Genomic DNA, 20,032 nt, shown 5'->3' on the forward strand with positions numbered 1-20,032 from the left:
TCATGGAAACGCATTTGCTGACCGGCGAACGAAATATTACACCGGTGTTTCATACACGACAGGCGGGCGGAATATTACACAATATTTGCATAGTGGAGTTCCCAAACCGGAGCAACGCATTTGCTGACCGGCGAACGAAATATTACACCGGTGTCACATAAACGACAGACGAACGAAACATGACACCGGTGTCTCATAAACGATCGGCAAGCAAAAACCCACCTATCCCCCCACTAAACTAAATTCCCCCCTAAAGTTTTCTAGAGCCCCGCCGATATCCCTTCTATCCGACGTACCGAGAATGAGAAACCATGTTAAACCGTATAAAAGTTGTCACCAGTTTGCTGTTGGTGCTGGGGTTGTTTGGTATTTTGCAAATGACATCCGGAGGATTGTTCTTTAACGCCCTGAAAAACGACAAGGAAAACTTCACTGTTTTACAAACCATCCGCCAGCAACAGTCCACGCTGAATGGTAGCTGGGTAGCATTACTCCAAACGCGAAATACGCTTAACCGTGCAGGCATCCGTTACATGATGGATGTGAATAAAACGGGTAGCGGTGCGACGGTGGATGATTTGCTGCAAATCGCTAAAACCTCTCTGCAGCAGGCGGAAGGACGTTGGGGGGAATACGAGGCGCTGCCTATCGACCCACGTCAAAGCCAAGAGTCTGTCGAGCAGCTAAAGCGTAATTACGACATCTTGCACGGTGCATTATCTGAGCTAATCCAACTGCTTTCTACCGGCAAAATCAATGAGTTCTTTGACCAGCCGACGCAAGGTTATCAAGACGGATTTGAGAAAAGTTATGTCGATTATTTGGTGCAAAACGATCGTTTGTATCAGGAGGCGGTGAACGATAATAACAGTTCGTACAGCATGGCAATGTGGATTCTGATCGGCGTGCTTGCGCTGGTGGCCGTTGCGATTGTTCTGGTCTGGTTCGGTATTCAAAGAACGCTGATTGTTCCGCTAAATCGCCTGATCGATAGCATCAAACATATCGCGGGCGGTGATTTGGCGCGGAGCATTGACGTGCATGGTACCAATGAAATGGGGCAACTCGCCGCCAGCCTAAAACACATGCAGGGTGAACTGGTTCGCACCGTAGGTAATGTGCGTCAAGGTGCTAATGCGATCTACAGCGGCGCGAGCGAAATTTCAGCTGGCAACAACGATCTCTCTTCTCGTACCGAACAGCAGGCGGCCTCACTGGAAGAAACGGCAGCCAGCATGGAACAGCTGACCGCAACGGTGAAACAGAACGCCGAAAATGCACGTCAGGCGAGCCATCTTGCGCTTAGCGCATCTGAAACGGCACAGAAAGGCGGCAAAGTGGTGGCGAACGTAGTGCAAACCATGCATGACATCGCAGGAAGCTCACAGAAGATTGCTGATATCACCAGCGTCATCGACGGTATCGCTTTCCAAACCAATATTCTGGCACTGAATGCGGCGGTTGAAGCGGCACGAGCCGGTGAACAGGGGCGTGGGTTTGCGGTCGTGGCGGGTGAAGTACGTAATCTGGCGCAGCGCAGTGCTCAGGCAGCGAAAGAAATCAAAGGTCTTATCGAAGACTCAGTAAATCGTGTCGATATGGGATCAGTGCTGGTCGAAAGCGCGGGCGAAACCATGGGCGATATCGTCAGTGCGGTGACTCGCGTGACGGACATTATGGGCGAAATCGCATCGGCCTCTGATGAGCAAAGCCGCGGTATCGATCAGGTTGGTCAGGCCGTGTCTGAAATGGATCGCGTGACCCAACAGAACGCCGCGTTGGTGGAAGAATCCGCATCTGCGGCTGCCGCTCTGGAAGAACAGGCCAGCATGCTGACGCAGGCGGTTTCAGTATTCCGCATCCAGCATGATTTCAAAGAAGACATCAGCGAAAGTCGTAGCGTTAAGCCTGTGATTGCCACTCCGGCGCCTCGTGCTATTGCGGCGACCGATGCGGGTGATAACTGGGAAACCTTCTAAACACCGTAGTCATAAAAATGAAAAGGGTGGCAAAGACCACCCTACCTGCATAGCGGGGATAAGCTGAAGCACTTTTTTACTCTTCATTCTTCAGGCTACGGCATGGATGAATGTTTCAAGTGAACTACACCTTGAAATCTATTGAGTATGTATCTCCACGCGTGTGGCGACGCTGATGACAAAGCCGCTACGCGCGTTGGGAATAATTAAAACGTGACAGCGCCGGGTACCCTACAAATGAACCGGCCCAAAAGGAAAGCATCGTGTTTAATCGAATCCGAGTATCAACCAGTCTGTTCCTGCTGCTTATGCTGTTCTGCCTGCTGCAATTGGGATCTACCGGCTTGTCATTTATGTCGATTCGTTCCGATAACAATAACTTTTCTAACGTGCAGGTGGTTAACGATCAGCGTGAAGCGCTGAATCAGTCATGGGTGGCGTTATTACAGGCGCGCAATACGCTCAACCGAGCAGGCACCCGTGCCGCACTCAAAGTGCCACAAGAGAAAGTTAATGAGCTGATGGCGGGGGCCCGTTCATCATTGCAGAAGGCTGATCTCTATTTTAACCAGTTCTTGGCTGTTCCTCGTGTCACGAAGGAAGGCGTGGAGCTGACAGAAACAACCAAGCAGAGCTACGAAAAATTACGTACCACGTTGCGAGAACTCATTGTTCTGCTGGAGCAAGGCGATCTACAAGGTTTTATGGATCAGCCGACACAAAAAATACAAGACCTGTTTGAGGTACAGACGCAGGCCTATACCCAGCATGTTGATGATGTACTGGCAAAAACGGCAACCGAAAACAAAAACGCCTACACCCTCTCAATGCTGATGGTCGCGGGTGCCATTGTCATGCTGATTGTTGTCGTTCTGGGTTCGCTGTATTGGCTACGCAAGATGCTGATTTCTCCGCTGAATACTATGCGTGACCACTTTGATCGCATAGCAGACGGTGACTTGTCGGGTGAAATCAACGTGTTTGGGCGTAATGAGCTCAGCTTATTGTTTGCCAGCTTGCAGCAAATGCAGCAGTCGTTGGCGAAAACCGTATTAACCGTACGTCAGGGTTCTGACGCTATTTATAACGGCCTACAAGAGATCGCTTCAGGCAATAACGATCTCTCCTCGCGCACAGAGCAGCAAGCGGCGTCGCTGGAAGAAACGGCAGCCAGCATGGAACAACTCACGGCAACTGTTAAACAGAATGCGGATAACGCACGTCAGGCGGCTCGCTTGGCGAAAGAAGCGTCAGGTACGGCGACCTCAGGTGGCGAAATCGTCGGTAACGTTGTGCGCACCATGCATGAGATTGCTAGCAGCTCACAGAAAATCGGTGATATCACCAGCGTTATCGACGGCATCGCTTTCCAGACCAATATTCTCGCGTTGAACGCGGCGGTTGAAGCGGCTCGAGCGGGGGAGCAGGGGCGCGGTTTTGCGGTCGTTGCTGGGGAAGTGCGTAATTTGGCGCAGCGCAGCGCGCAGGCGGCCAAAGAGATTAAAGGGCTGATCGATGATTCAGTCAGCCGTGTGAAGCAAGGATCTGCCTTAGTTGAAAATGCAGGTAATACCATGGAAGAAGTTGTGCGTTCGGTCGCTCGCGTCACCGACATCATGGGCGAAATTTCCTCTGCTTCCGATGAACAAAGCCGAGGCATCGAACAGGTTGCTTTGGCGGTAACGCAAATGGATCAGGTGACGCAGCAAAATGCGGCACTGGTCGAAGAAGCTGCATCAGCGACACAGGCGGTGGAAGAGCAAGCAAATGCTCTGACGCGCTCTGTTGCCGCGTTCCATCTGGTATCAGCACCCGCTGCGAGAGTTGTTGATGAACGTATCGCAACATCTACGCAGAAGCTGCCCAAGGACAAAGATGTATGGCAACCGATTTAGCAGGGCTAAAGCGGTAGTTAATGGTGAACGGCCTTGGGTCGTTCGCCCATTGTAAATTGGGTGAGTGATGGCGAATTTATTTACACAGTCAGGAAACGATGATGTTCAGGCTCCCGCATTGATGATGCAGCGAGTCCCCTTGGCAGACGTTCATTTTCGTCGCATCAGTCAGCTTATTTATCAACATGCCGGCATTGTATTAGCCGACCACAAACGAGAAATGGTTTACAACCGGCTGGTTCGACGCCTGCGAGCGCTGAATCTGAATGATTTTGGCGCCTATTTAGCACTTTTGGAAAGTAGCCAAAGTCACGGTGAATGGCAGACGTTTATTAACTCGCTAACGACCAACTTAACGGCTTTTTTTCGCGAGGCGCATCACTTTCCCATTTTGGCGGAACATGCGCGCAAACGTCCGCACAATTACTGTGTTTGGAGCACGGCGGCATCGTCAGGTGAAGAACCCTACTCGATTGCCATGACGTTAGCAGAAGCATTGGGTACCACGCCGGTCGGGCCACAGGTTTGGGCCAGCGATATTGATACTCAGGTGTTGGAAAAAGCCGTGCGTGGTGTTTATCGGCAGGAAGAAACTAAGCATCTCACGCCGTCTCAGCTTCAGCGCTTTTTTCTGCGAGGGACGGGGCCGCAGCAGGGTTTTGTACGTGTTCGACCTGAATTAGCACAGCGCGTGCATTTTCAAATGCTCAATTTGCTGTCGCCGCAGTGGGATTTGCCCGGGCCGTTCGACGCCATATTTTGTCGTAACGTGATGATCTATTTTGATAAAGAAACTCAGGCTCGCATTCTCCATCGTTTTATCAAACTGCTGAAACCTGGTGGATTGTTGTTTGCAGGCCATTCGGAAAACTTTAGCCATATCAGCCAAGAGTTTTATTTGCGCGGACAAACCGTGTATGGGCTGTCCAAGGAGAGTCGATGAGTAAAATTCGGGTGTTGTGTGTTGATGACTCGGCGCTGATGCGTCAGCTGATGACGGAAATTATTAATAGTCATCCCGATATGGAAATGGTCGCAGTGGCACAAGATCCGCTGGTGGCGCGCGATCTGATTAAAAAATTTAACCCTCAGGTGCTAACGCTTGACGTAGAAATGCCGCGCATGGACGGCATTGATTTCCTTGAAAAGCTGATGCGTCTCAGGCCGATGCCGGTGGTTATGGTGTCTTCACTAACGGGAAAAGGATCGGAAATCACGCTGAAAGCGCTGGAGCTGGGGGCAGTAGATTTCGTCACTAAACCTCAACTGGGTATTCGCGAAGGAATGCTGGCCTACAGCGAAATGATTGCCGATAAAGTGCGGGCGGCGGCGAAAGCGCGCCTGCCAGCGCGCGGTTCTCTGCCGGTGAAGCCAGCGACGCTTAGCCATACGCCGCTGCTCAGTAGTGAAAAGCTGATTGCCATTGGTGCATCCACCGGTGGCACCGAGGCCATTCGCCATGTGCTGCAGCCGCTACCTAGCTCCAGCCCGGCATTGCTGATCACTCAGCATATGCCTCCGGGGTTCACTCGCTCATTTGCTGAGCGGCTGAATAAGCTTTGCCAGATCACGGTGAAAGAGGCGGAAGAGGGGGAGCGAGTGTTACCCGGTCATGCCTATATTGCGCCGGGTGATATGCACCTTGAGCTAGCACGTAGCGGCGCGAACTACATCGTGCGGCTGCATCAAGGACCGGCGGTTAACCGCCATCGTCCTTCGGTCGATGTGCTGTTTGATTCGGTGGCACGCTATGCAGGGCGAAATGCGGTAGGGGTGATCCTCACCGGAATGGGAAATGACGGTGCCGCGGGGATGCTCAAAATGCATCAGGCAGGGGCTTATACCATCGCGCAAAACGAAGCCAGCTGCGTGGTATTTGGTATGCCAAGAGAGGCCATTTTAACGGGCGGCGTCGATGAAGTGGTCGATCTGCAACAAATCAGTCAGCGTATGCTGACGCAAATTAGTGCCGGACAGGCACTGCGTATTTAACGTTCCCTGAGTAGGGGACCTTTGAGGAGTCAGTATGGCGGATAAAAATCTGCGTTTTCTCGTTGTTGATGATTTTGCCACAATGCGCCGCATCGTAAGAAACCTGCTTAAAGAGCTGGGTTTTAATAACGTAGAAGAAGCGGAAGATGGCGCAGATGCTTTAACCAAGCTACGCGCTGGCGCATTTGATTTTGTGGTTTCTGACTGGAACATGCCCAACATGGACGGTCTACAACTGCTACAGGCGATTCGGGCTGATGGAAGCCTCGGCGCGTTGCCGGTGCTAATGGTGACGGCAGAAGCGAAAAAAGAAAACATTATTGCCGCCGCGCAGGCGGGAGCCAGCGGTTATGTGGTTAAACCGTTTACGGCAGCAACGTTAGAAGAAAAGCTGAATAAGATTTTTGAAAAGTTGGGGATCTAAGGAGTCACAATGAACGAACATCCTATGCCCGCAACTGATGCGGCCACTGCCAACGATATTATTGCTCGAATTGGCCAGTTGACGCGCATGCTGCGTGACAGCTTGAAAGAGCTTGGTCTGGATCAGGCAATTGCTCAAGCGGCAGAAGCGATACCCGATGCCCGCGATCGTTTGGACTACGTGGTACAGATGACAGCACAGGCTGCCGAACGCGCATTAAACTGCGTTGAAGCCGCGCAGCCGCGCCAAACCTCATTGGAAAAAGGGGCGACCGATCTGAAAGTGCGTTGGGATGAGTGGTTTGCTAATCCTATCGAGCTTTCCGACGCGCGCGTATTGGTTTCTGATACCCGCAGTTATCTGGCTGCTGTCCCTGAACACACTTCATTTACTCATGCTCAGCTGCTTGAGATCATGATGGCGCAGGATTTCCAAGATCTTACCGGTCAGGTTATTAAGCGTATGATGGGTGTGGTTCAGGAGATCGAGAAAGAGCTATTGGCGGTGTTGGTTGAAAATATCCCAGATGTTTCGGCCAAGCCTAAACGCGAAAACGATGGCTTACTCAATGGCCCACAGATGAACCAAAACGGCCCTGGCATTGTGGCAAATCAGGAGCAGGTTGATGATTTGTTGGGAAGTTTAGGGTTTTAACGAAAGAAGCAGCGGTATCGTGATAGCAATGCCGCTGCTTATCAGCAACATCGCGCTAAAATAACACTATAGATAATTGTGCAAAGCCCCGTTTTCAGCCGTAAACATTATTCTGCCGGTATGCCTAAAATCGCAATAATCTCCCCACGATTGCTGACCAGATCGGCAAGCGTGTAATCTTCCATCGCGGTCAAAAAGGCCTCCATCCCCACCTTCAATGCGGCCTGTAATTTACATACCTTAATCAGTTTGCAACCCGGTGAATGACAGTCAATGCCGTTCAGATTGCTCTCCAAGGCGCGAATGACCTGACCGATGTTGATGTCCGCAGCGGGTTTGCCTAGCTCAATACCGCCGCCTTTGCCGCGTACTGCGTGGATATAGCCCAACCCGACCAACTGTGCGACGACTTTCACCATATGATTACGCGAGATATCGTAATGGCTGGCGATTTCACCCACGCTGGTGCGTTGACCATAGGGCATGGAGGCCAGATACATCAAGGCTCGTAGGCCAAAATCGGTGTAAGTCGTTAATTTCATGAAGTCGCGAGTGAGTAAGAATATTAACTCTGTTTATAACATAATTATGGCGCTTTTGGCTGAGCTCATGGCAATAAATAGTAAAGTTAAATCTTTTTTAACAATTAGTGGCAATAATATTAACACTGTCATTATACTGTCATCATCAAGCAGTAAATTTTCATTAGGCGACAGCAGTATTCACACTAACGCAGGTTATTGAACCAGCAGGTTTGTGAGGAGCGCGGATGAGACAGTCCTTACTTGGGCTAGCACGATGTCAATCAAGAACCACACTTCAGGCTGTCTGTGACAGCAAGAATATCGACTCAGCAAAATCTGCGTCACGGCTTTACTCCCCACTCAATAGTTTAACTCTCCTATCTGTTCCACCCCTATTACGACTGCGCGCCGCAGGGATTGGCTTCGCGCGTGTGTTCGTATCAAGCAGGTTAACCCTCACTGAGGAGGTTAGCGGATAAACGAGTGACAGTTCGTTCATGAAACGTGGAATGACGATTGAAACCAACTGTAAGGTGCCAAAATGGGAAAACAGAAAGCTGTTATCAGAGCGCGTCGTGAAGCTAAACGTGTCGTAAAACGTGATGGCCGTAGTCAACGTCAGCGCGAGGAAGATCAGGCTGCCTCTCTGGTTCAGATGGGCGGTATTGAAACCATTGGCATGGCGCGGGAAAAACGCGATAACGCGCCAGTCACGGCCAGAACGGAAGCGCAGGTCGCTTATCTGTCTGCAATTGAATCCAAACAGTTAATCTTTGCCACCGGCGAAGCGGGCTGTGGCAAGACCTTTATTAGCGCAGCGAAAGCGGCGGAAGCACTCATCCATAAGGAGGTTGATCGCATTATTGTCACACGTCCTGTGCTGCAAGCCGACGAAGATCTCGGTTTTCTGCCGGGTGATGTTTCCGAGAAGTTTGCGCCTTATTTCCGCCCGGTCTACGACGTGTTGGTTCGGCGTTTAGGGGCTTCATTCCTGCAATATTGTCTGCGGCCTGAAATTGGTAAGGTAGAAATTGCGCCTTTTGCCTATATGCGTGGCCGTACCTTTGAAAATGCTTTTGTGATCCTTGATGAGGCGCAAAACGTCACCGCTAGCCAAATGAAAATGTTCCTGACTCGTCTGGGTGAGAATGTCACCGTGGTGGTTAACGGCGATATAACCCAGTGTGATTTACCCCGCGGAGTGAAATCCGGCCTCGAAGATGCGCTGCAACGCTTCACTGAGGATGGGATGGTGAGTATCGTCCGCTTTGACAGCCAAGACTGCGTTCGCTCGGCGCTTTGCCAGCGCACCTTAAACGCATACCAATAAGTTTTATCGTTAATCCTGTTTGCTTCTCAGGGCCACTTTCGGGTGGCCTTGCTTATTTAATCCTCTACACATAACACTTCTATGACGTATTTGTGACAATCGTGCGCGCAGATCTTATCCTATTGGTATCTCGGTTTTTTTAGTGAGCAGGATTATGTCTACCGCAGTTTTCTTGGCCGTACTTTGCGCGGCACTACTGCATGCAAGTTGGAATACGTTGGTCAAGATTGGTGAGGAACGCTTTGTCGGCGTGGCGCTGATAGCGGTGTTTTCCGGTGCGGTATCACTCTGCGGTTTGGCGTGGGTAGGGCTACCCAATATGGCCTCGCTGCCGTGGCTATTGCTATCTCTGGTATTACATACTGGGTATTGTCTCTTTCTCAGTCGCGCCTATGGGCAAGGTGATTTAGGGCAAATTTACCCGTTAGCACGAGGCAGTGCGCCGCTGCTGGCGATGATCCTCAGCGCGCTGTTTCTACGTGAATATCCTCCGCTATTAGGGATCATCGGTGCCGTGGTTTTAGTGGCCGGTGTTTTGCTGATGGCGCTACGCGGCGGTGGCAGTAAAAAATTGAACGCCAAAGCGGTGCGCTATGCACTCATTACGGCCATGTTTACCGCAGGCTATACGCTGTCTGATGGTGCCGGTGCGCGTGCGGCACAAGCGCCGTTAACCTACACGCTGTGGCTGTTCGCGCTTAACGGCGTCATTATGCTGCCGTTGCTATGGGCCCATCAACGAGGGAAAACGTGGGTACAGATCAAGCGTAACTGGCGTGCCGGATTGGCTGGTGGAGCGATGTCGCTGCTCGCTTACGGCATCGTCATTTGGGCGCTGACACAAGCTCCGATTGGCGTTGTTGCAGCTCTGCGTGAAAGTAGCGTGTTGTTTGCGATGATTTTCTCGGTATGGCTGCTCAAAGAGCCGATGGGGAGAGCCAGAATCGCCGCGAGTCTCGTGATTGTTACGGGCGTGATGCTATCGCGGTTGGGGTAAAACCTGAGGTTCCAGCCAATAAAAACGGCGCGATAATCGCGCCGTTTGACATGAAGTGGGACGATTACAAGAAGATCGTCATCAGATAGGCGGCGAATAACGCTAAATGCGCCGCACCGTTCAGCACGTTGGTGCGTCCAGTACTGAATGACACCTGACACAACATCAGTGCGGCAACCATAACGACCATCTGTGGCGCGTCCAACGCAAAGATCAGCGGCTGACCCGTCAGCGTGGCGATGATAGTTACCGCAGGCACCGTCAGAGAAATAGTCGCCAGCACAGAACCAAAGAACAGGTTCATTGCGCGCTGTACCTGATTTGCGAGAACCGCCTTTAACGCCCCTAAGCCTTCCGGTGACAAAATCAGCAATGCAACCAAGAAGCCGGTGAACTGCTTCGGCGCGTCCAGCGTACTCAACAGGCTTTCCAGCGGGTTGGCGTTAAACTTAGTCACCGCGATAACCGCAATAAGATGTACGATCAGCCAACCTGCGTGCCATGCGCTGCTGTGCGCTGATGGCTTGCCATGGTGGGGATCGGCAGGGTCATCACCATCGTCTTCATGTTCATAGACAAACAGGCTCTGGTGGGTTTTAGTCTGAATCAGCAAGAATACGCCATACATCGCCGCAGAGATTGCTGCAATCATCAGCGCCTGACCGGTAGTGAAATTGCCGTTAGGGAACGTCATTGGCAGTACCAGCACGATGATCGCCAGAGGGATCAGCGTAATCAGGTACTGCTTAATACCGGCCAGATTTACAAACTGGGTAGCAAATTTACGCCCACCCAGCAGCAAAGAGAAACCAACCAAACCGCCGGTGACGATCATCACGATAGAGTAGAGCGTGTCACGCATTAACGCAGGGGCGGCGTCTCCCGTAGCCATCAGCGCGGAGATTAAGCTGACTTCGAGGATAACCACGGACAGACTCAGAATTAACGAACCGTAGGGTTCACCCAAACGGTGAGCCAGCACGTCAGCGTGACGTACTACGCTAAAGGCACTGCTCAGGATAGCGATCAGTGCCAGAATATTGATGCCTGCGATAGCAGGTAAATTCTGGGTATTTCCCCAAAGAGTAAGAACCACTAAGGCAATAACAGGTAGGGCTAATGAGTACTCGCTATGCCGCGTTTTTACTCGGCATGCTTCAGTTTCTGACTTCATTATGATTATTCTCCATATCACTAGGCGCAGGCGGTCAATCGCAAAGCTTCATCGTAAAACTCAATCAATAGTTCGATAAAACTATGCACAGCCTATCAAAAAAAACGATTTTCTCGATTAGTTTTTACTTAGCTTTACTTATTTTATGCATTTTTATCACGGTCTGCTGACTTAAATCATGATATTGGGGCAAATGAGCTGGTGCGAAGGTTTCATAGTGCTATAGGGGGAGCGTTTATTTGCAGGGTGAAATGGAACAGATTTTCACTATGGATTTAATTTCAGTAGTGACTAATAAGTTCAAAACTAATTCCATCCTAAGGATTAAATAGCCTATTTAAAACCGTTAATTTATTTGAATTACACTAGGTGAATATGTTTTAAATTATTACAAAACTCCAAATATAGACCGACAAAATGTTTGAGTTAATATTTTTTTCACCGCTATACTCCCTCACCTAACAGCGCGTCGAATGTTTTTTATGTCAGTTGATATCATTCATGCGTACCAACAATACTTAATTTAAGAATCCATCTTCAGTGGAGAGGAGAACGTGTGTCTAATACACAGCACAAACTAGATAAGGCGCGGCCACCGAGGGTACAAATTACCTATGATGTCGAAATAGGGGGGGCTGAAAACAAAAAAGAATTGCCTCTGGTTTTAGGCGTAATAGGAAATTTTGCTGAGGATGAGAATGCATTAAGAGATCGCCGTTTTTTGCACATCAATAAAGATAACTTTAATGACATTATGGAAGGGATGAGCCCGTCTATTTCTTTATTGGTAGAAAGTGCGCTGCCTGAAAAAGAGGGGAAATTACCGGTTTCTCTGTCATTTAATACCATGGATGATTTCTCCCCAGAAAATATTGCTATGCAGGTTGAGCCATTGAGAAAACTCATTGAGCTGCGCGAGCAATTAAGTGATTTACGCAATCGTACCGCGAGTAACGATCGCCTCAAAGACGAACTGGCTGAGCTATTAGCAAAGCGACTGAATGAATCTGAAGTCAATGCCAGCGCGGAGGAAGAATAGTTATGGAGTCCGTAGCAGCAGAAAATCAAAATCCAGTGTTGCTGTCGTCTGACCAATATTTAGATGACATTATCGATAATACACAGGCCATTTATCGTGAAGCTGATAGAAAAAAAGTCAAGAATCAGCTAAATAGTTTTTTGGCTGAAGTATCCTCAGGCGCTGTTGTCATTTCTAGCGATTTGGTTGGGAGTATTGAGGACCGAATTGCCGCTATTGATGCTCTATTATCAGAGCAAATCAGCCATATTATCCATGCACCAGAATTCCAGCAAATGGAGTCATCATGGCGTGGTTTACAAGGACTGGTTCAGCGCAGTGTGACAGAAAATACCAAAGTACGCGTATTTAATTGCACTAAAAAAGAGCTGCTAAAAGATTTTAAATCTGCATCTGATTTTGATCAGTCGGCATTATTTAAAAGTATTTACGAAAGTGAGTATGGCACCTTCGGTGGTGAACCTTACTCTGCGTTTGTGGGCGATTTTGAGTTTGGTGCCCATCCTGAAGATATTGTGCTGCTGGAACAAATTTCACATGTGGCCGCTGCTGCTCATGCGCCATTTCTCAGCGCTGCCAATGCAGGGATGTTTGCCCTAAGCCATTATACCGAACTGCCGCGTCCGCGTGATTTAGGCAAGCTGTTCGACACCTCTGACTACGCTCGCTGGAAGTCATTTCGCCAAACTGACGATGCCCGTTATGTCGGCCTCACATTGCCTCGAATCGTGGGCCGTTTGCCGTATGGCAGTAAAACTGTACCGGTCGAACTTTTCAATTTTGAAGAGCAAATCCGTGAAGACAATCATGGCGCGAGCTACCTGTGGATTAATGCCGCATATGAGCTGGCTGGGCGCATGGTCGAAGCCTTTGAAGAGTATGGGTGGTGCGCGGCTATCCGTGGCGTAGAAGGAGGCGGTTTGGTGAAATCATTGCCGGCTTATAACTACACCTCTCAAACAGGTGAACGTGTTATGCAATGCCCGACGGAAGTGGCGATTTCAGACCGCCGAGAAAAAGAGTTAGCCGAGCTGGGCTTCATTCCGTTGGTCTATTGCAAGGGGACGGACTATGCGGCGTTTTTCGCTGTGCAATCCGTGAATAAACCTCGTAAATATGATTCTGACCTCGCTAACGCGAATGCCAAACTGTCTAGCCAGTTGCAATACATTCTAACGACGTCGCGCTTTGCCCATTATTTGAAGGCCATTGTACGCGATAAAGTCGGTAGCTTCATGTCGCGTACTGAATGCCAAACCTATTTGCAAGGCTGGATAAATCAATATGTGGTTGGTTCAGATAACGTTGGGCCACAAATAAAAGCAAGCCATCCGCTTCGAGAGGCGCGTGTAGAAGTATTAGATGTTCCCGGCTCACCAGGAAAATATCGTGCAGTTGCATATCTAAGACCTCATTTCCAATTGGAAGGGCTTAGTTTGTCGTTACGCTTGGTTGCAGAGTTACCAAACTCAACCAACGCGTAATTTTTTTAAATTAATGACTAATACAAGGTATTTATATGGCTCAGGCAGCAACTATTTTTATGCAAATTGATGGCGTGAAGGGAACGGTAAGTGACAAACAGTACAAAGACTGGATTGCCATTGAGCATATTAATCAAGGCGTATTCAGCTCCGTTAACATCGATAATGGTAGTGGCCAGCTGAATAGCGATGGCGTTAATTTTGAACACATCTCTTTTTCTAAAGATATGGATTCAACCTCCACGCAAATTTCAAACATGGTGGCATTAGGGACAAACGTTAAAAAAATCATCGTGGCTTTTGCCGTCAAAACCGATGATAAAAACCATGAAATGGTTCGTTGGACATATACCGATTGTATCTTCAATGGCTATTCTATTTCGGTACAAAACACGTCCGGTAATCCAAGTGAGAGCATTAGCTTTGCCTTCAGTTCGGTCAGTTTCGAAACCAACACCGTTGAACCTGGCGGTAAAGTGAGTAAGCAGGGGCCGGTTGGTTGGAATCTGTTAGAAAATACTAAAATGTAATTTGGAGAAAGGCAGTGTTAGTCACTGTCTTTCACTCTAGAAATGCTGAATTCATTGTTACTAAGACTGGCAGATAATTTTCCCGACAGCGTGGAAGATAATTTGAGTGAGAAAAATAATGCACACGATTTTATTGATGAAATCGTAATGCTGCTGTCCTCTCGTCCACGTCTTGGATATATCGAGTCAATACCAGGGCTTAATACGTCGGTGCTGAATTACGGCATTGACGAACATTTTAGCGAAAATATTTCGCGTACTGACCGTGCGCGAATATTACAAGAGCGAATTGTGGTTGCGCTGCAACGGTTCGAGTCACGGTTACAAGACGTAGACGTAACGTCGCATTTTGAATCGTTATCTCGCATCACGTTCATTATTAAAGGCGTGAGTCAAAACCAACCGCTGGAATTTACGTTGGTTTGGGACGACGCCATGAGCCATTTTTTTTGTCATTACTGATTCTGCATACTTAAGTGGTAACCACCCATGTTGACGAGCAAATTGCTGGCCTATTATCAAAAAGAGCTCGCCTATCTGAAAACGAAAGGGGCGCACTTTGCGCTGCGTTTTCCTAAGATTGCTCGTCGATTGGGGATTTCCGAAGGGTTGTCTGAAGATCCGCACGTTGAACGCCTAATTGAATCCTTCGCTTTATTATGCGCTAACGTACAGCAAAGACTTGATGAAGATATGCCGGAGGTGACTCATGCGCTGTTTACCGCGCTGGCTCCTCAGTTTTTACGTCAGTTACCCTCGGTTTGCATTATTCAAATGAAGCCGGACTCACGCGCAGCGGCGATGACGGCTAAAAGCCTCGTTGAAGCGGGGACGGAACTTTACTCTCGTCCGGTCGAAGGGCAGGCATGCCGATTTCGCACGGTGTTTCCGCTGTCTTTGTTCCCCATGACATTAGAGCAGGCTCAGATAAATCAAAACGAAAATGATATGAGCTGGCGGTTACAGCTGCGTTTTACGGTATGGCCTAAAGCGCGGGTGGAAGAAGATACGCTACGTTTTTATCTCAACGGTGCGACACCGGTTGTTAATGTACTTTACACCTTGTTATGCAGTGAAGTGTCGTCGGCCTCAGTTTCCGTTGATGGCCGCGTGATGTCACTGGCGAAGGGGAATATTACGCCAGTGGGTTTTGCGCAAGATGAAAGTCTACTGGGAGCCAATACCGCGATTTCACCTGCTCACTCACTGTTGCAAGAGTACTTTTGGTTTCAGAAGAAATTTCATTTTATTGATATTCGCTTGCCAGAGGCGTTTAGCGCGGTAGGTCAGACTTCGTTCACTTTGGATTTTTTATTCAACGCCTGCCCAAGCGTAAAATATTTAGAGAGCATGGCGAATTTGATTGATGCCGATTTCTTCAAACTCGGTTGCTCACCGGCGATTAATCTTTTTTCCCAACGTGCTGAGCCGATCACGCTTAACGATAGTACGCTGGAGTATCCAGTCATCCCCGATGTGCGCTATCAGTCTTATCTAGAGGTGTGGGCGATAGACAGCGTGCTTGCCCTCCACAAACAAGGCAATGAGATGATCTCTCAGCCGATTTTGCCTCTGTTTGGTATCGATCACTCCCAGCGTGAATCCCAGATGGATGTTTGGTGGCAGGCCATTTTGCGAGAAAGCGTGCTCGATCAGGGCGTCTCTGTCGATTGGTTTATCGCATTTTCAGATCGCTACGAAAAGCTGTCCGCACCGCAGTGCGATATGGTTCGGCTGAATTTGACCTGCACTAATCGTAATTTGCCTGCTCACCTGATCAATGGCGATCCTAACGGCGATTTTGAATCCACGCTGCCGCTGGCGGGCATAAAAATTTCGGCATTAACTCGGCCAACGGCACCGATTCGCCCACAGCAAGAACAGGCAATGCGCTGGCGTTTGATTTCACAGTTGGCGCTGAACCATCAATTGCTGAGCGGTCCAGAAGGTCTTCGGGTGTTAAAAGAAACGCTCACCCTCTATAGCTTAAATCCGGCCAACGAGCGGCTGATCGATCTCATTTCACAGATTGAGGTCAAGCCGATCATGGCACGACTCACCGCCGCCGATCCTCGTTCGGTGGCGCGGGGAGTGGAAATCAGCATTGTTTTTGCGCGTGAGGCGAGCCAAGAGGCTGAATATTTCCTGCTATGCCAATTTTTAGATCATTTTCTGGCGCTTTATGCACCGGTGAATAGCTTCTCGCAAGTCGTAACTGCGATTGTGTCAAATGACGCAACGTTACGGCGTTGGCCGATTCGTGCGGGGCGCTTGCTATGGCTGTAATCAAGGTTTTTAGCCGCAGCTATTTTTTCCAACAGGTGCGCGTGATGCTGCGCAAATTATCGCGCGTAGAGGCTGGGCACTCAGAACCTGAAGAAAAGCAGCGTTTGCTAGAGGAGCAATTTCAGTTTGTTTCTCCGCTTTCTCTTGATGCACCAAAAGGTGAAGTGGGCGAGGTCAGCGAGTTAAAGCATCAGCAAGGTTGGCAGGTTGAAGTTTGTACCCAGGGGCTGACGGGAGCGCTGGGAGCCATGCCCACGGCGTATACGGAATGGTTGATCGAACGTTATTACCGCTATGGCGACCGCGCAGGTAAAGCGTTCATCGATATTTTTAACCACCGTTTGCATACCCTGCGTTTTCTGGCGTGGCAAAAATATCACTTTTATGCCAGCCATGAGTTTAACGGCGTTTCGCTGTTAACGCTGCCGGTACGTGCTTTATCTGGCGTGTTGCAGAGCTCAGCAAGAATGCAGCAAGAAGAATACGCGGGGCTGTTTTCTCAATCGGTGCGATCGCTGGTCTGCCTTGAGCAGTGGCTACAGCACCGGTTTTCACTGCCGGTACAGATTCAACCGTTTGTTGGTCGCTGGAGTGCACTTGAAACGAGCGATTGCTGCCAGCTAGGCAATGCGAGGCAAACGTTAAGCCAATCGCCCGCGATTGGCGCGGTGTTCTGGGATCGCCAAACTTATTTCACCATCCAACTGGGGCCGTTATCGCAACAGGATGCGCGGAGCTTTTTAACCCTAGGACAAGAGTATCAGCGCTTTCTCAGTCACGTACGTGATTACGTCGGCATCGGGCTGGATTTCGGGTTGGATCTGCTTATCGAAAACCAGCAGAGCGCGGCGACGCGTTTAGGCAGCGGCGAGCTAGGTTTTGATATTTGTCTTGGACCCCAAATGGCGCCGGAGTTTCGTCGCGTCAGTTTGCCGGTTAACTTGAATTAAGGTAACAACATGCAATTAGGACAGGCTCAACGTTTGATTCGCTGGGTAGGTGACACGGCTAATGATTTTGCGCTGTTTGAACTCTCGGGAGAAGAGCAGCTATCACAGCCATATTGCTATCGCGCCTATTCACGCAGTACGCAAACCTCGGCGCAGGCGGCTCGCTATTTGGGTAAACCTCTGGCCTGCCAGATCGGTGATGCGCAGCGAAGTCGCTATATTCACGGCGTGGTGACCGCGTTGGAAGAAGTGAACAATATGCAGGGGATTAGCACCTTTGTCATGACGCTTGAGCCGCAGATTTCTCTGTTGCGCTTGGGGCGCAATCTGCGGGTTTTTCAAAAAATTGCGGTGCCGGATATTGTCAGCAAGATCCTGCGTGAACATAACATCAGCCAGATCGACTTACGGCTGCGTTCCAGCTACCAGCCTCGCGAGTACTGCATCCAGTATCGTGAGTCCGATTTCGATTTTATTAACCGTCTGCTGGAGCAAGAGGGCATTTACTACTACTTCCAGCATGCAGCAGGCCAACACACATTGGTGTTGGCTGACCACCCATCCAGTCACTCCAGTGCCACGACGGCGAGCCTGCCTTTTCACCCCGTGGCGGGTAAGCAGGACGGGATGGGCGTACTGAGTTGGAATATCCGCAGTGGGATGTCGGCTTCTGGGGTTGCACTGTCTGGATACAATCCCGATCAGGCAGCGGCGATTGAGGGGGAATCTCTCAGCATTGATGCGGGCCACAGCGCTGACGGAGTCACCTTCACCGATGCGGTTTGGTGCGCTCAGCGTGACGATCTCTCGGCGGCGGCGCGTCTGAAAATGGAGCGCTTAGAGTCTGATACCCAACTATTCACGGGGGATATCAACGCCTACTGGCTTTCCTGCGGCGAGCGTTTCACGTTGACCGACCATCCGTCGGCGACGGGAGACTATCGCATCCGTTCATTAACGTTGTCGATTACCAGCAATCTGGAGCAAGACACTACGGATTATCAGTGCCAAATCACCGCGCTGGATAACGATAAAACATATCGCCCAGAAAATCGCACGCCAGCGCCGCAGGTTTCGGGCGTGGTAACCGCCAGCGTGGTCGGCCCCCAGTCTGAGGAGGTCTATACCGACGAGTACGGACGGATCAAGATCCAGTTTCCTTGGGATAAAGAGAACAAGCGCGATGACAGCAGCTCCTGCTGGGTTCGCGTGTCACAGCCATGGTCTGGAGAACGTTTTGGCGCGGTGTTTTTACCGCGCGTTGGCAGCGAAGTTATCGTGAGCTTTATTCAAGGTAATCCTGATATGCCAATGGTTACCGGCAGCGTTTACAACGGACTGAATCATCCCCCTATGAGTTTACCCGGTGATAAAACGCTATCGGGGTTTGTATCGCGTAGCAGTCAAAACGGCGCGGTGGATGAAGGTCACACTCTGAGTTTTGACGATAAAAAGGGCGAAGAGAAGCTGACTATCGTCGCACAAAAAGATCTCAGCCTAACGGTAAAAAACGCGGTGGTTAGCGATGTTACCCAAACGGTAACCAGCAAAATTGGTGCCGATCGCAGCGTTGAAATCACCAAAGGCAATGACAACCTGACGCTCAAACAGGGGGATTACCAACTGGCGCTGAATCAGGGCAACTATGCGCTCAATGTGATGGGTAATCTCAATGCGGCGTTAAGCAACGGTGACCACAAACTATCGGTGTCCGGTGGCGGCAGTCAGATGAAAACGGATAAGGCGATGTCACTGGAGTCGATGCAGTCCATCGAACTTAAAGTCGGCAGCAGCAAGATCAGCATTACGCCGACGGGCATCACCTTAAGCGCCACCACGCTGAGCATTGAAGGTACGGGCACCGCGGAGCTGAAAGGGGCCATGGTTACGATTAACGGAAGTGGTATGGCGGAGCTCAAGGGCGGCGTCATCATGATTGGATAGCTGGAGAAACGAGAATGAATGGTTACTCATTGATATCCGCCGCGACCCCCTGCGAACAACAGACCGTTGCCACTGCGCTCAGCCGTTCTTTGGCCGCAGGCGAGTGGGAGGAAACGCTGCGTGATTTTACCGAGCGTTATCCCTATCAGGACGTACTCGCGTGGATAGTAAATTTCCCACTTGATGAAAACCCTGAGAGCCAGCGCTGCTTAAACGATATGCGTCGTTGGATCGCCAAGCCAGACGAAGATCTCCGGCGCCAGATATTTACTCAGGCACAAACCATTGGTTTTAGCCATGTCGTCGGCGCACTGGGGTTATCGCTATTTTGGTCGCAAGGCAGCATGACTGCGGCCGAACTTGAGCCGGTTTATCCACAACCTCATCTGTCAGGACTGATGCTGCTCTGTGCGCTTAAGCTGCTTTGCAGCGAGCTCGCCGCTGACGACACATTACCGCAGGGAGCACATAGGTTGCTTAGCCACTGGTTTGGACAACAGAGTCAATCTCAACAGGGGAGCATGTCATGGGACAACCTGCCGCTCGCGTAGGCGATATGCACGTATGCCCGATGGTGACACCGGGTGTACCTCCGATTCCACACGTTGGGGGGCCGATTTCTAGTCCAGCCTGCGCCACGGTGATGATCGGCGGAGTGCCCGCTGCAGCCTTGGGATCGATGGCCGTCTGTGTCGGTCCGCCAGACAGTATCGTGATGGGCAGCACGACCGTGATGATTGGCGGCAAGCCCGCAGCGCGCATGGGTGACAGTTGTGCCCATGGCGGCACTATCGTCGCCGGCTGTCCAACGGTTTTAATTAGTTAACCAG

General features: G+C 50.1%; 19 protein-coding genes. 17 read left to right on the forward strand and 2 right to left on the reverse strand.

Features of this window, described 5'->3' with window-relative positions; all coding sequences use genetic code 11:
• The first annotated feature begins 311 nt into the window (after positions 1–311).
• The 6 genes from tsr to cheZ all read left to right on the forward strand — a co-directional run bounded on the left by tsr (position 312) and on the right by cheZ (position 6,944).
• Positions 312–1,979, forward strand: a complete 1,668-nt coding sequence (tsr, locus tag HMPREF3091_RS19950) for a methyl-accepting chemotaxis protein (protein WP_008813168.1) — start codon at positions 312–314, stop codon at positions 1,977–1,979.
• 263 nt (positions 1,980–2,242) lie between these two features.
• The gene (locus HMPREF3091_RS19955; protein ID WP_070718411.1) at positions 2,243–3,874 is read left to right on the forward strand and encodes a methyl-accepting chemotaxis protein; all 1,632 of its coding nucleotides are present in this window, start codon (positions 2,243–2,245) and stop codon (positions 3,872–3,874) included.
• Between the two features lie 67 nt (positions 3,875–3,941).
• Entirely contained in the window at positions 3,942–4,817 is an 876-nt protein-coding gene (cheR, locus tag HMPREF3091_RS19960) for a protein-glutamate O-methyltransferase CheR (RefSeq protein WP_004091450.1), read from the forward strand.
• Positions 4,814–5,866, forward strand: coding sequence for a protein-glutamate methylesterase/protein-glutamine glutaminase (locus HMPREF3091_RS19965; RefSeq protein WP_070718414.1), 1,053 nt, complete (start codon positions 4,814–4,816; stop codon positions 5,864–5,866). Before cheR ends, HMPREF3091_RS19965 begins: the two co-directional genes overlap by 4 nt.
• A 34-nt stretch (positions 5,867–5,900) precedes the next feature.
• Positions 5,901–6,290: a chemotaxis response regulator CheY gene (gene cheY / locus HMPREF3091_RS19970; RefSeq protein ID WP_004091454.1), complete on the forward strand. Its 390-nt coding sequence runs from the start codon at positions 5,901–5,903 to the stop codon at positions 6,288–6,290.
• Positions 6,291–6,299: 9 nt separating this feature from the next.
• Entirely contained in the window at positions 6,300–6,944 is a 645-nt protein-coding gene (cheZ, locus tag HMPREF3091_RS19975) for a protein phosphatase CheZ (protein ID WP_004091456.1), read from the forward strand.
• 107 nt (positions 6,945–7,051) lie between these two features.
• Here cheZ and HMPREF3091_RS19980 read toward each other — a convergent pair whose 3' ends face one another.
• Positions 7,052–7,486 carry an Rrf2 family transcriptional regulator gene (locus HMPREF3091_RS19980; protein ID WP_004091457.1) on the reverse strand — a complete coding sequence of 145 codons (435 nt, stop codon included), beginning with the start codon at positions 7,484–7,486 and terminating at the stop codon, positions 7,052–7,054.
• A gap of 523 nt (positions 7,487–8,009) precedes the next feature.
• Between HMPREF3091_RS19980 and phoH the strand changes: the two genes are divergently transcribed.
• Together phoH and HMPREF3091_RS19990 are read left to right on the forward strand one after the other, a co-directional pair.
• A complete protein-coding gene (gene phoH / locus HMPREF3091_RS19985; RefSeq protein ID WP_004091460.1) occupies positions 8,010–8,798 on the forward strand; it encodes a phosphate starvation-inducible protein PhoH in 789 nt (262 codons plus the stop codon).
• A 154-nt stretch (positions 8,799–8,952) separates the two neighbouring features.
• Entirely contained in the window at positions 8,953–9,795 is an 843-nt protein-coding gene (locus tag HMPREF3091_RS19990; protein ID WP_004091461.1) for a DMT family transporter, read from the forward strand.
• 64 nt (positions 9,796–9,859) lie between these two features.
• Here the strand turns inward: HMPREF3091_RS19990 and chaA are convergent, their stop codons facing one another.
• A complete protein-coding gene (gene chaA / locus HMPREF3091_RS19995) occupies positions 9,860–10,969 on the reverse strand; it encodes a sodium-potassium/proton antiporter ChaA (protein WP_004091462.1) in 1,110 nt (369 codons plus the stop codon).
• 556 nt (positions 10,970–11,525) lie between these two features.
• Between chaA and tssB the strand changes: the two genes are divergently transcribed.
• The 9 genes from tssB (at position 11,526) to HMPREF3091_RS20040 (ending at position 20,028) form a co-directional block, all read left to right on the forward strand.
• Positions 11,526–12,008: a type VI secretion system contractile sheath small subunit gene (tssB, locus tag HMPREF3091_RS20000; protein WP_070718417.1), complete on the forward strand. Its 483-nt coding sequence runs from the start codon at positions 11,526–11,528 to the stop codon at positions 12,006–12,008.
• A 2-nt stretch (positions 12,009–12,010) separates the two neighbouring features.
• Entirely contained in the window at positions 12,011–13,492 is a 1,482-nt protein-coding gene (gene tssC / locus HMPREF3091_RS20005) for a type VI secretion system contractile sheath large subunit (protein ID WP_070718420.1), read from the forward strand.
• A gap of 35 nt (positions 13,493–13,527) precedes the next feature.
• Positions 13,528–14,022: an Hcp family type VI secretion system effector gene (locus tag HMPREF3091_RS20010; RefSeq protein ID WP_004091465.1), complete on the forward strand. Its 495-nt coding sequence runs from the start codon at positions 13,528–13,530 to the stop codon at positions 14,020–14,022.
• A gap of 102 nt (positions 14,023–14,124) precedes the next feature.
• Positions 14,125–14,484, forward strand: a complete 360-nt coding sequence (locus tag HMPREF3091_RS20015) for a GPW/gp25 family protein (protein WP_168168199.1) — start codon at positions 14,125–14,127, stop codon at positions 14,482–14,484.
• Between the two features lie 27 nt (positions 14,485–14,511).
• Positions 14,512–16,308, forward strand: coding sequence for a type VI secretion system baseplate subunit TssF (gene tssF, locus HMPREF3091_RS20020; RefSeq protein WP_070718426.1), 1,797 nt, complete (start codon positions 14,512–14,514; stop codon positions 16,306–16,308).
• Positions 16,299–17,258 carry a type VI secretion system baseplate subunit TssG gene (tssG, locus tag HMPREF3091_RS20025; RefSeq protein ID WP_004091468.1) on the forward strand — a complete coding sequence of 320 codons (960 nt, stop codon included), beginning with the start codon at positions 16,299–16,301 and terminating at the stop codon, positions 17,256–17,258. The genes tssF and tssG overlap by 10 nt, the downstream gene beginning before the upstream one ends.
• 9 nt (positions 17,259–17,267) lie before the next feature.
• Entirely contained in the window at positions 17,268–19,202 is a 1,935-nt protein-coding gene (locus HMPREF3091_RS20030; protein WP_070718428.1) for a type VI secretion system Vgr family protein, read from the forward strand.
• Positions 19,203–19,216: 14 nt separating this feature from the next.
• Entirely contained in the window at positions 19,217–19,753 is a 537-nt protein-coding gene (locus HMPREF3091_RS20035) for a DUF6931 family protein (RefSeq protein ID WP_070718432.1), read from the forward strand.
• Positions 19,729–20,028 (forward strand): PAAR domain-containing protein, encoded by a 300-nt coding sequence (locus tag HMPREF3091_RS20040; RefSeq protein WP_070718435.1) that lies wholly within the window; start codon positions 19,729–19,731, stop codon positions 20,026–20,028. The genes HMPREF3091_RS20035 and HMPREF3091_RS20040 overlap by 25 nt, the downstream gene beginning before the upstream one ends.
• The last annotated feature ends 4 nt before the right edge of the window (positions 20,029–20,032 follow it).

This window comes from Hafnia sp. HMSC23F03 (assembly GCF_001816025.1).
GTDB classification, from domain to species: domain Bacteria; phylum Pseudomonadota; class Gammaproteobacteria; order Enterobacterales; family Enterobacteriaceae; genus Hafnia; species Hafnia paralvei.

What these genes read in the sequence shown, in the direction of transcription:
- tsr (WP_008813168.1), top strand. Translation starts at nt 312, where the DNA reads ATGTTAAACCGTATAAAAGTTGTCACCAGTTTGCTGTTGGTGCTGGGG.
- cheR (WP_004091450.1), top strand. Translation starts at nt 3,942, where the DNA reads ATGGCGAATTTATTTACACAGTCAGGAAACGATGATGTTCAGGCTCCC.
- HMPREF3091_RS19965 (WP_070718414.1), top strand. Translation starts at nt 4,814, where the DNA reads ATGAGTAAAATTCGGGTGTTGTGTGTTGATGACTCGGCGCTGATGCGT.
- cheY (WP_004091454.1), top strand. Translation starts at nt 5,901, where the DNA reads ATGGCGGATAAAAATCTGCGTTTTCTCGTTGTTGATGATTTTGCCACA.
- cheZ (WP_004091456.1), top strand. Translation starts at nt 6,300, where the DNA reads ATGAACGAACATCCTATGCCCGCAACTGATGCGGCCACTGCCAACGAT.
- HMPREF3091_RS19980 (WP_004091457.1), bottom strand. Translation starts at nt 7,486, where the DNA reads ATGAAATTAACGACTTACACCGATTTTGGCCTACGAGCCTTGATGTAT.
- phoH (WP_004091460.1), top strand. Translation starts at nt 8,010, where the DNA reads ATGGGAAAACAGAAAGCTGTTATCAGAGCGCGTCGTGAAGCTAAACGT.
- HMPREF3091_RS19990 (WP_004091461.1), top strand. Translation starts at nt 8,953, where the DNA reads ATGTCTACCGCAGTTTTCTTGGCCGTACTTTGCGCGGCACTACTGCAT.
- chaA (WP_004091462.1), bottom strand. Translation starts at nt 10,969, where the DNA reads ATGAAGTCAGAAACTGAAGCATGCCGAGTAAAAACGCGGCATAGCGAG.
- tssC (WP_070718420.1), top strand. Translation starts at nt 12,011, where the DNA reads ATGGAGTCCGTAGCAGCAGAAAATCAAAATCCAGTGTTGCTGTCGTCT.
- HMPREF3091_RS20010 (WP_004091465.1), top strand. Translation starts at nt 13,528, where the DNA reads ATGGCTCAGGCAGCAACTATTTTTATGCAAATTGATGGCGTGAAGGGA.
- tssF (WP_070718426.1), top strand. Translation starts at nt 14,512, where the DNA reads ATGTTGACGAGCAAATTGCTGGCCTATTATCAAAAAGAGCTCGCCTAT.
- tssG (WP_004091468.1), top strand. Translation starts at nt 16,299, where the DNA reads ATGGCTGTAATCAAGGTTTTTAGCCGCAGCTATTTTTTCCAACAGGTG.
- HMPREF3091_RS20030 (WP_070718428.1), top strand. Translation starts at nt 17,268, where the DNA reads ATGCAATTAGGACAGGCTCAACGTTTGATTCGCTGGGTAGGTGACACG.
- HMPREF3091_RS20035 (WP_070718432.1), top strand. Translation starts at nt 19,217, where the DNA reads ATGAATGGTTACTCATTGATATCCGCCGCGACCCCCTGCGAACAACAG.
- HMPREF3091_RS20040 (WP_070718435.1), top strand. Translation starts at nt 19,729, where the DNA reads ATGGGACAACCTGCCGCTCGCGTAGGCGATATGCACGTATGCCCGATG.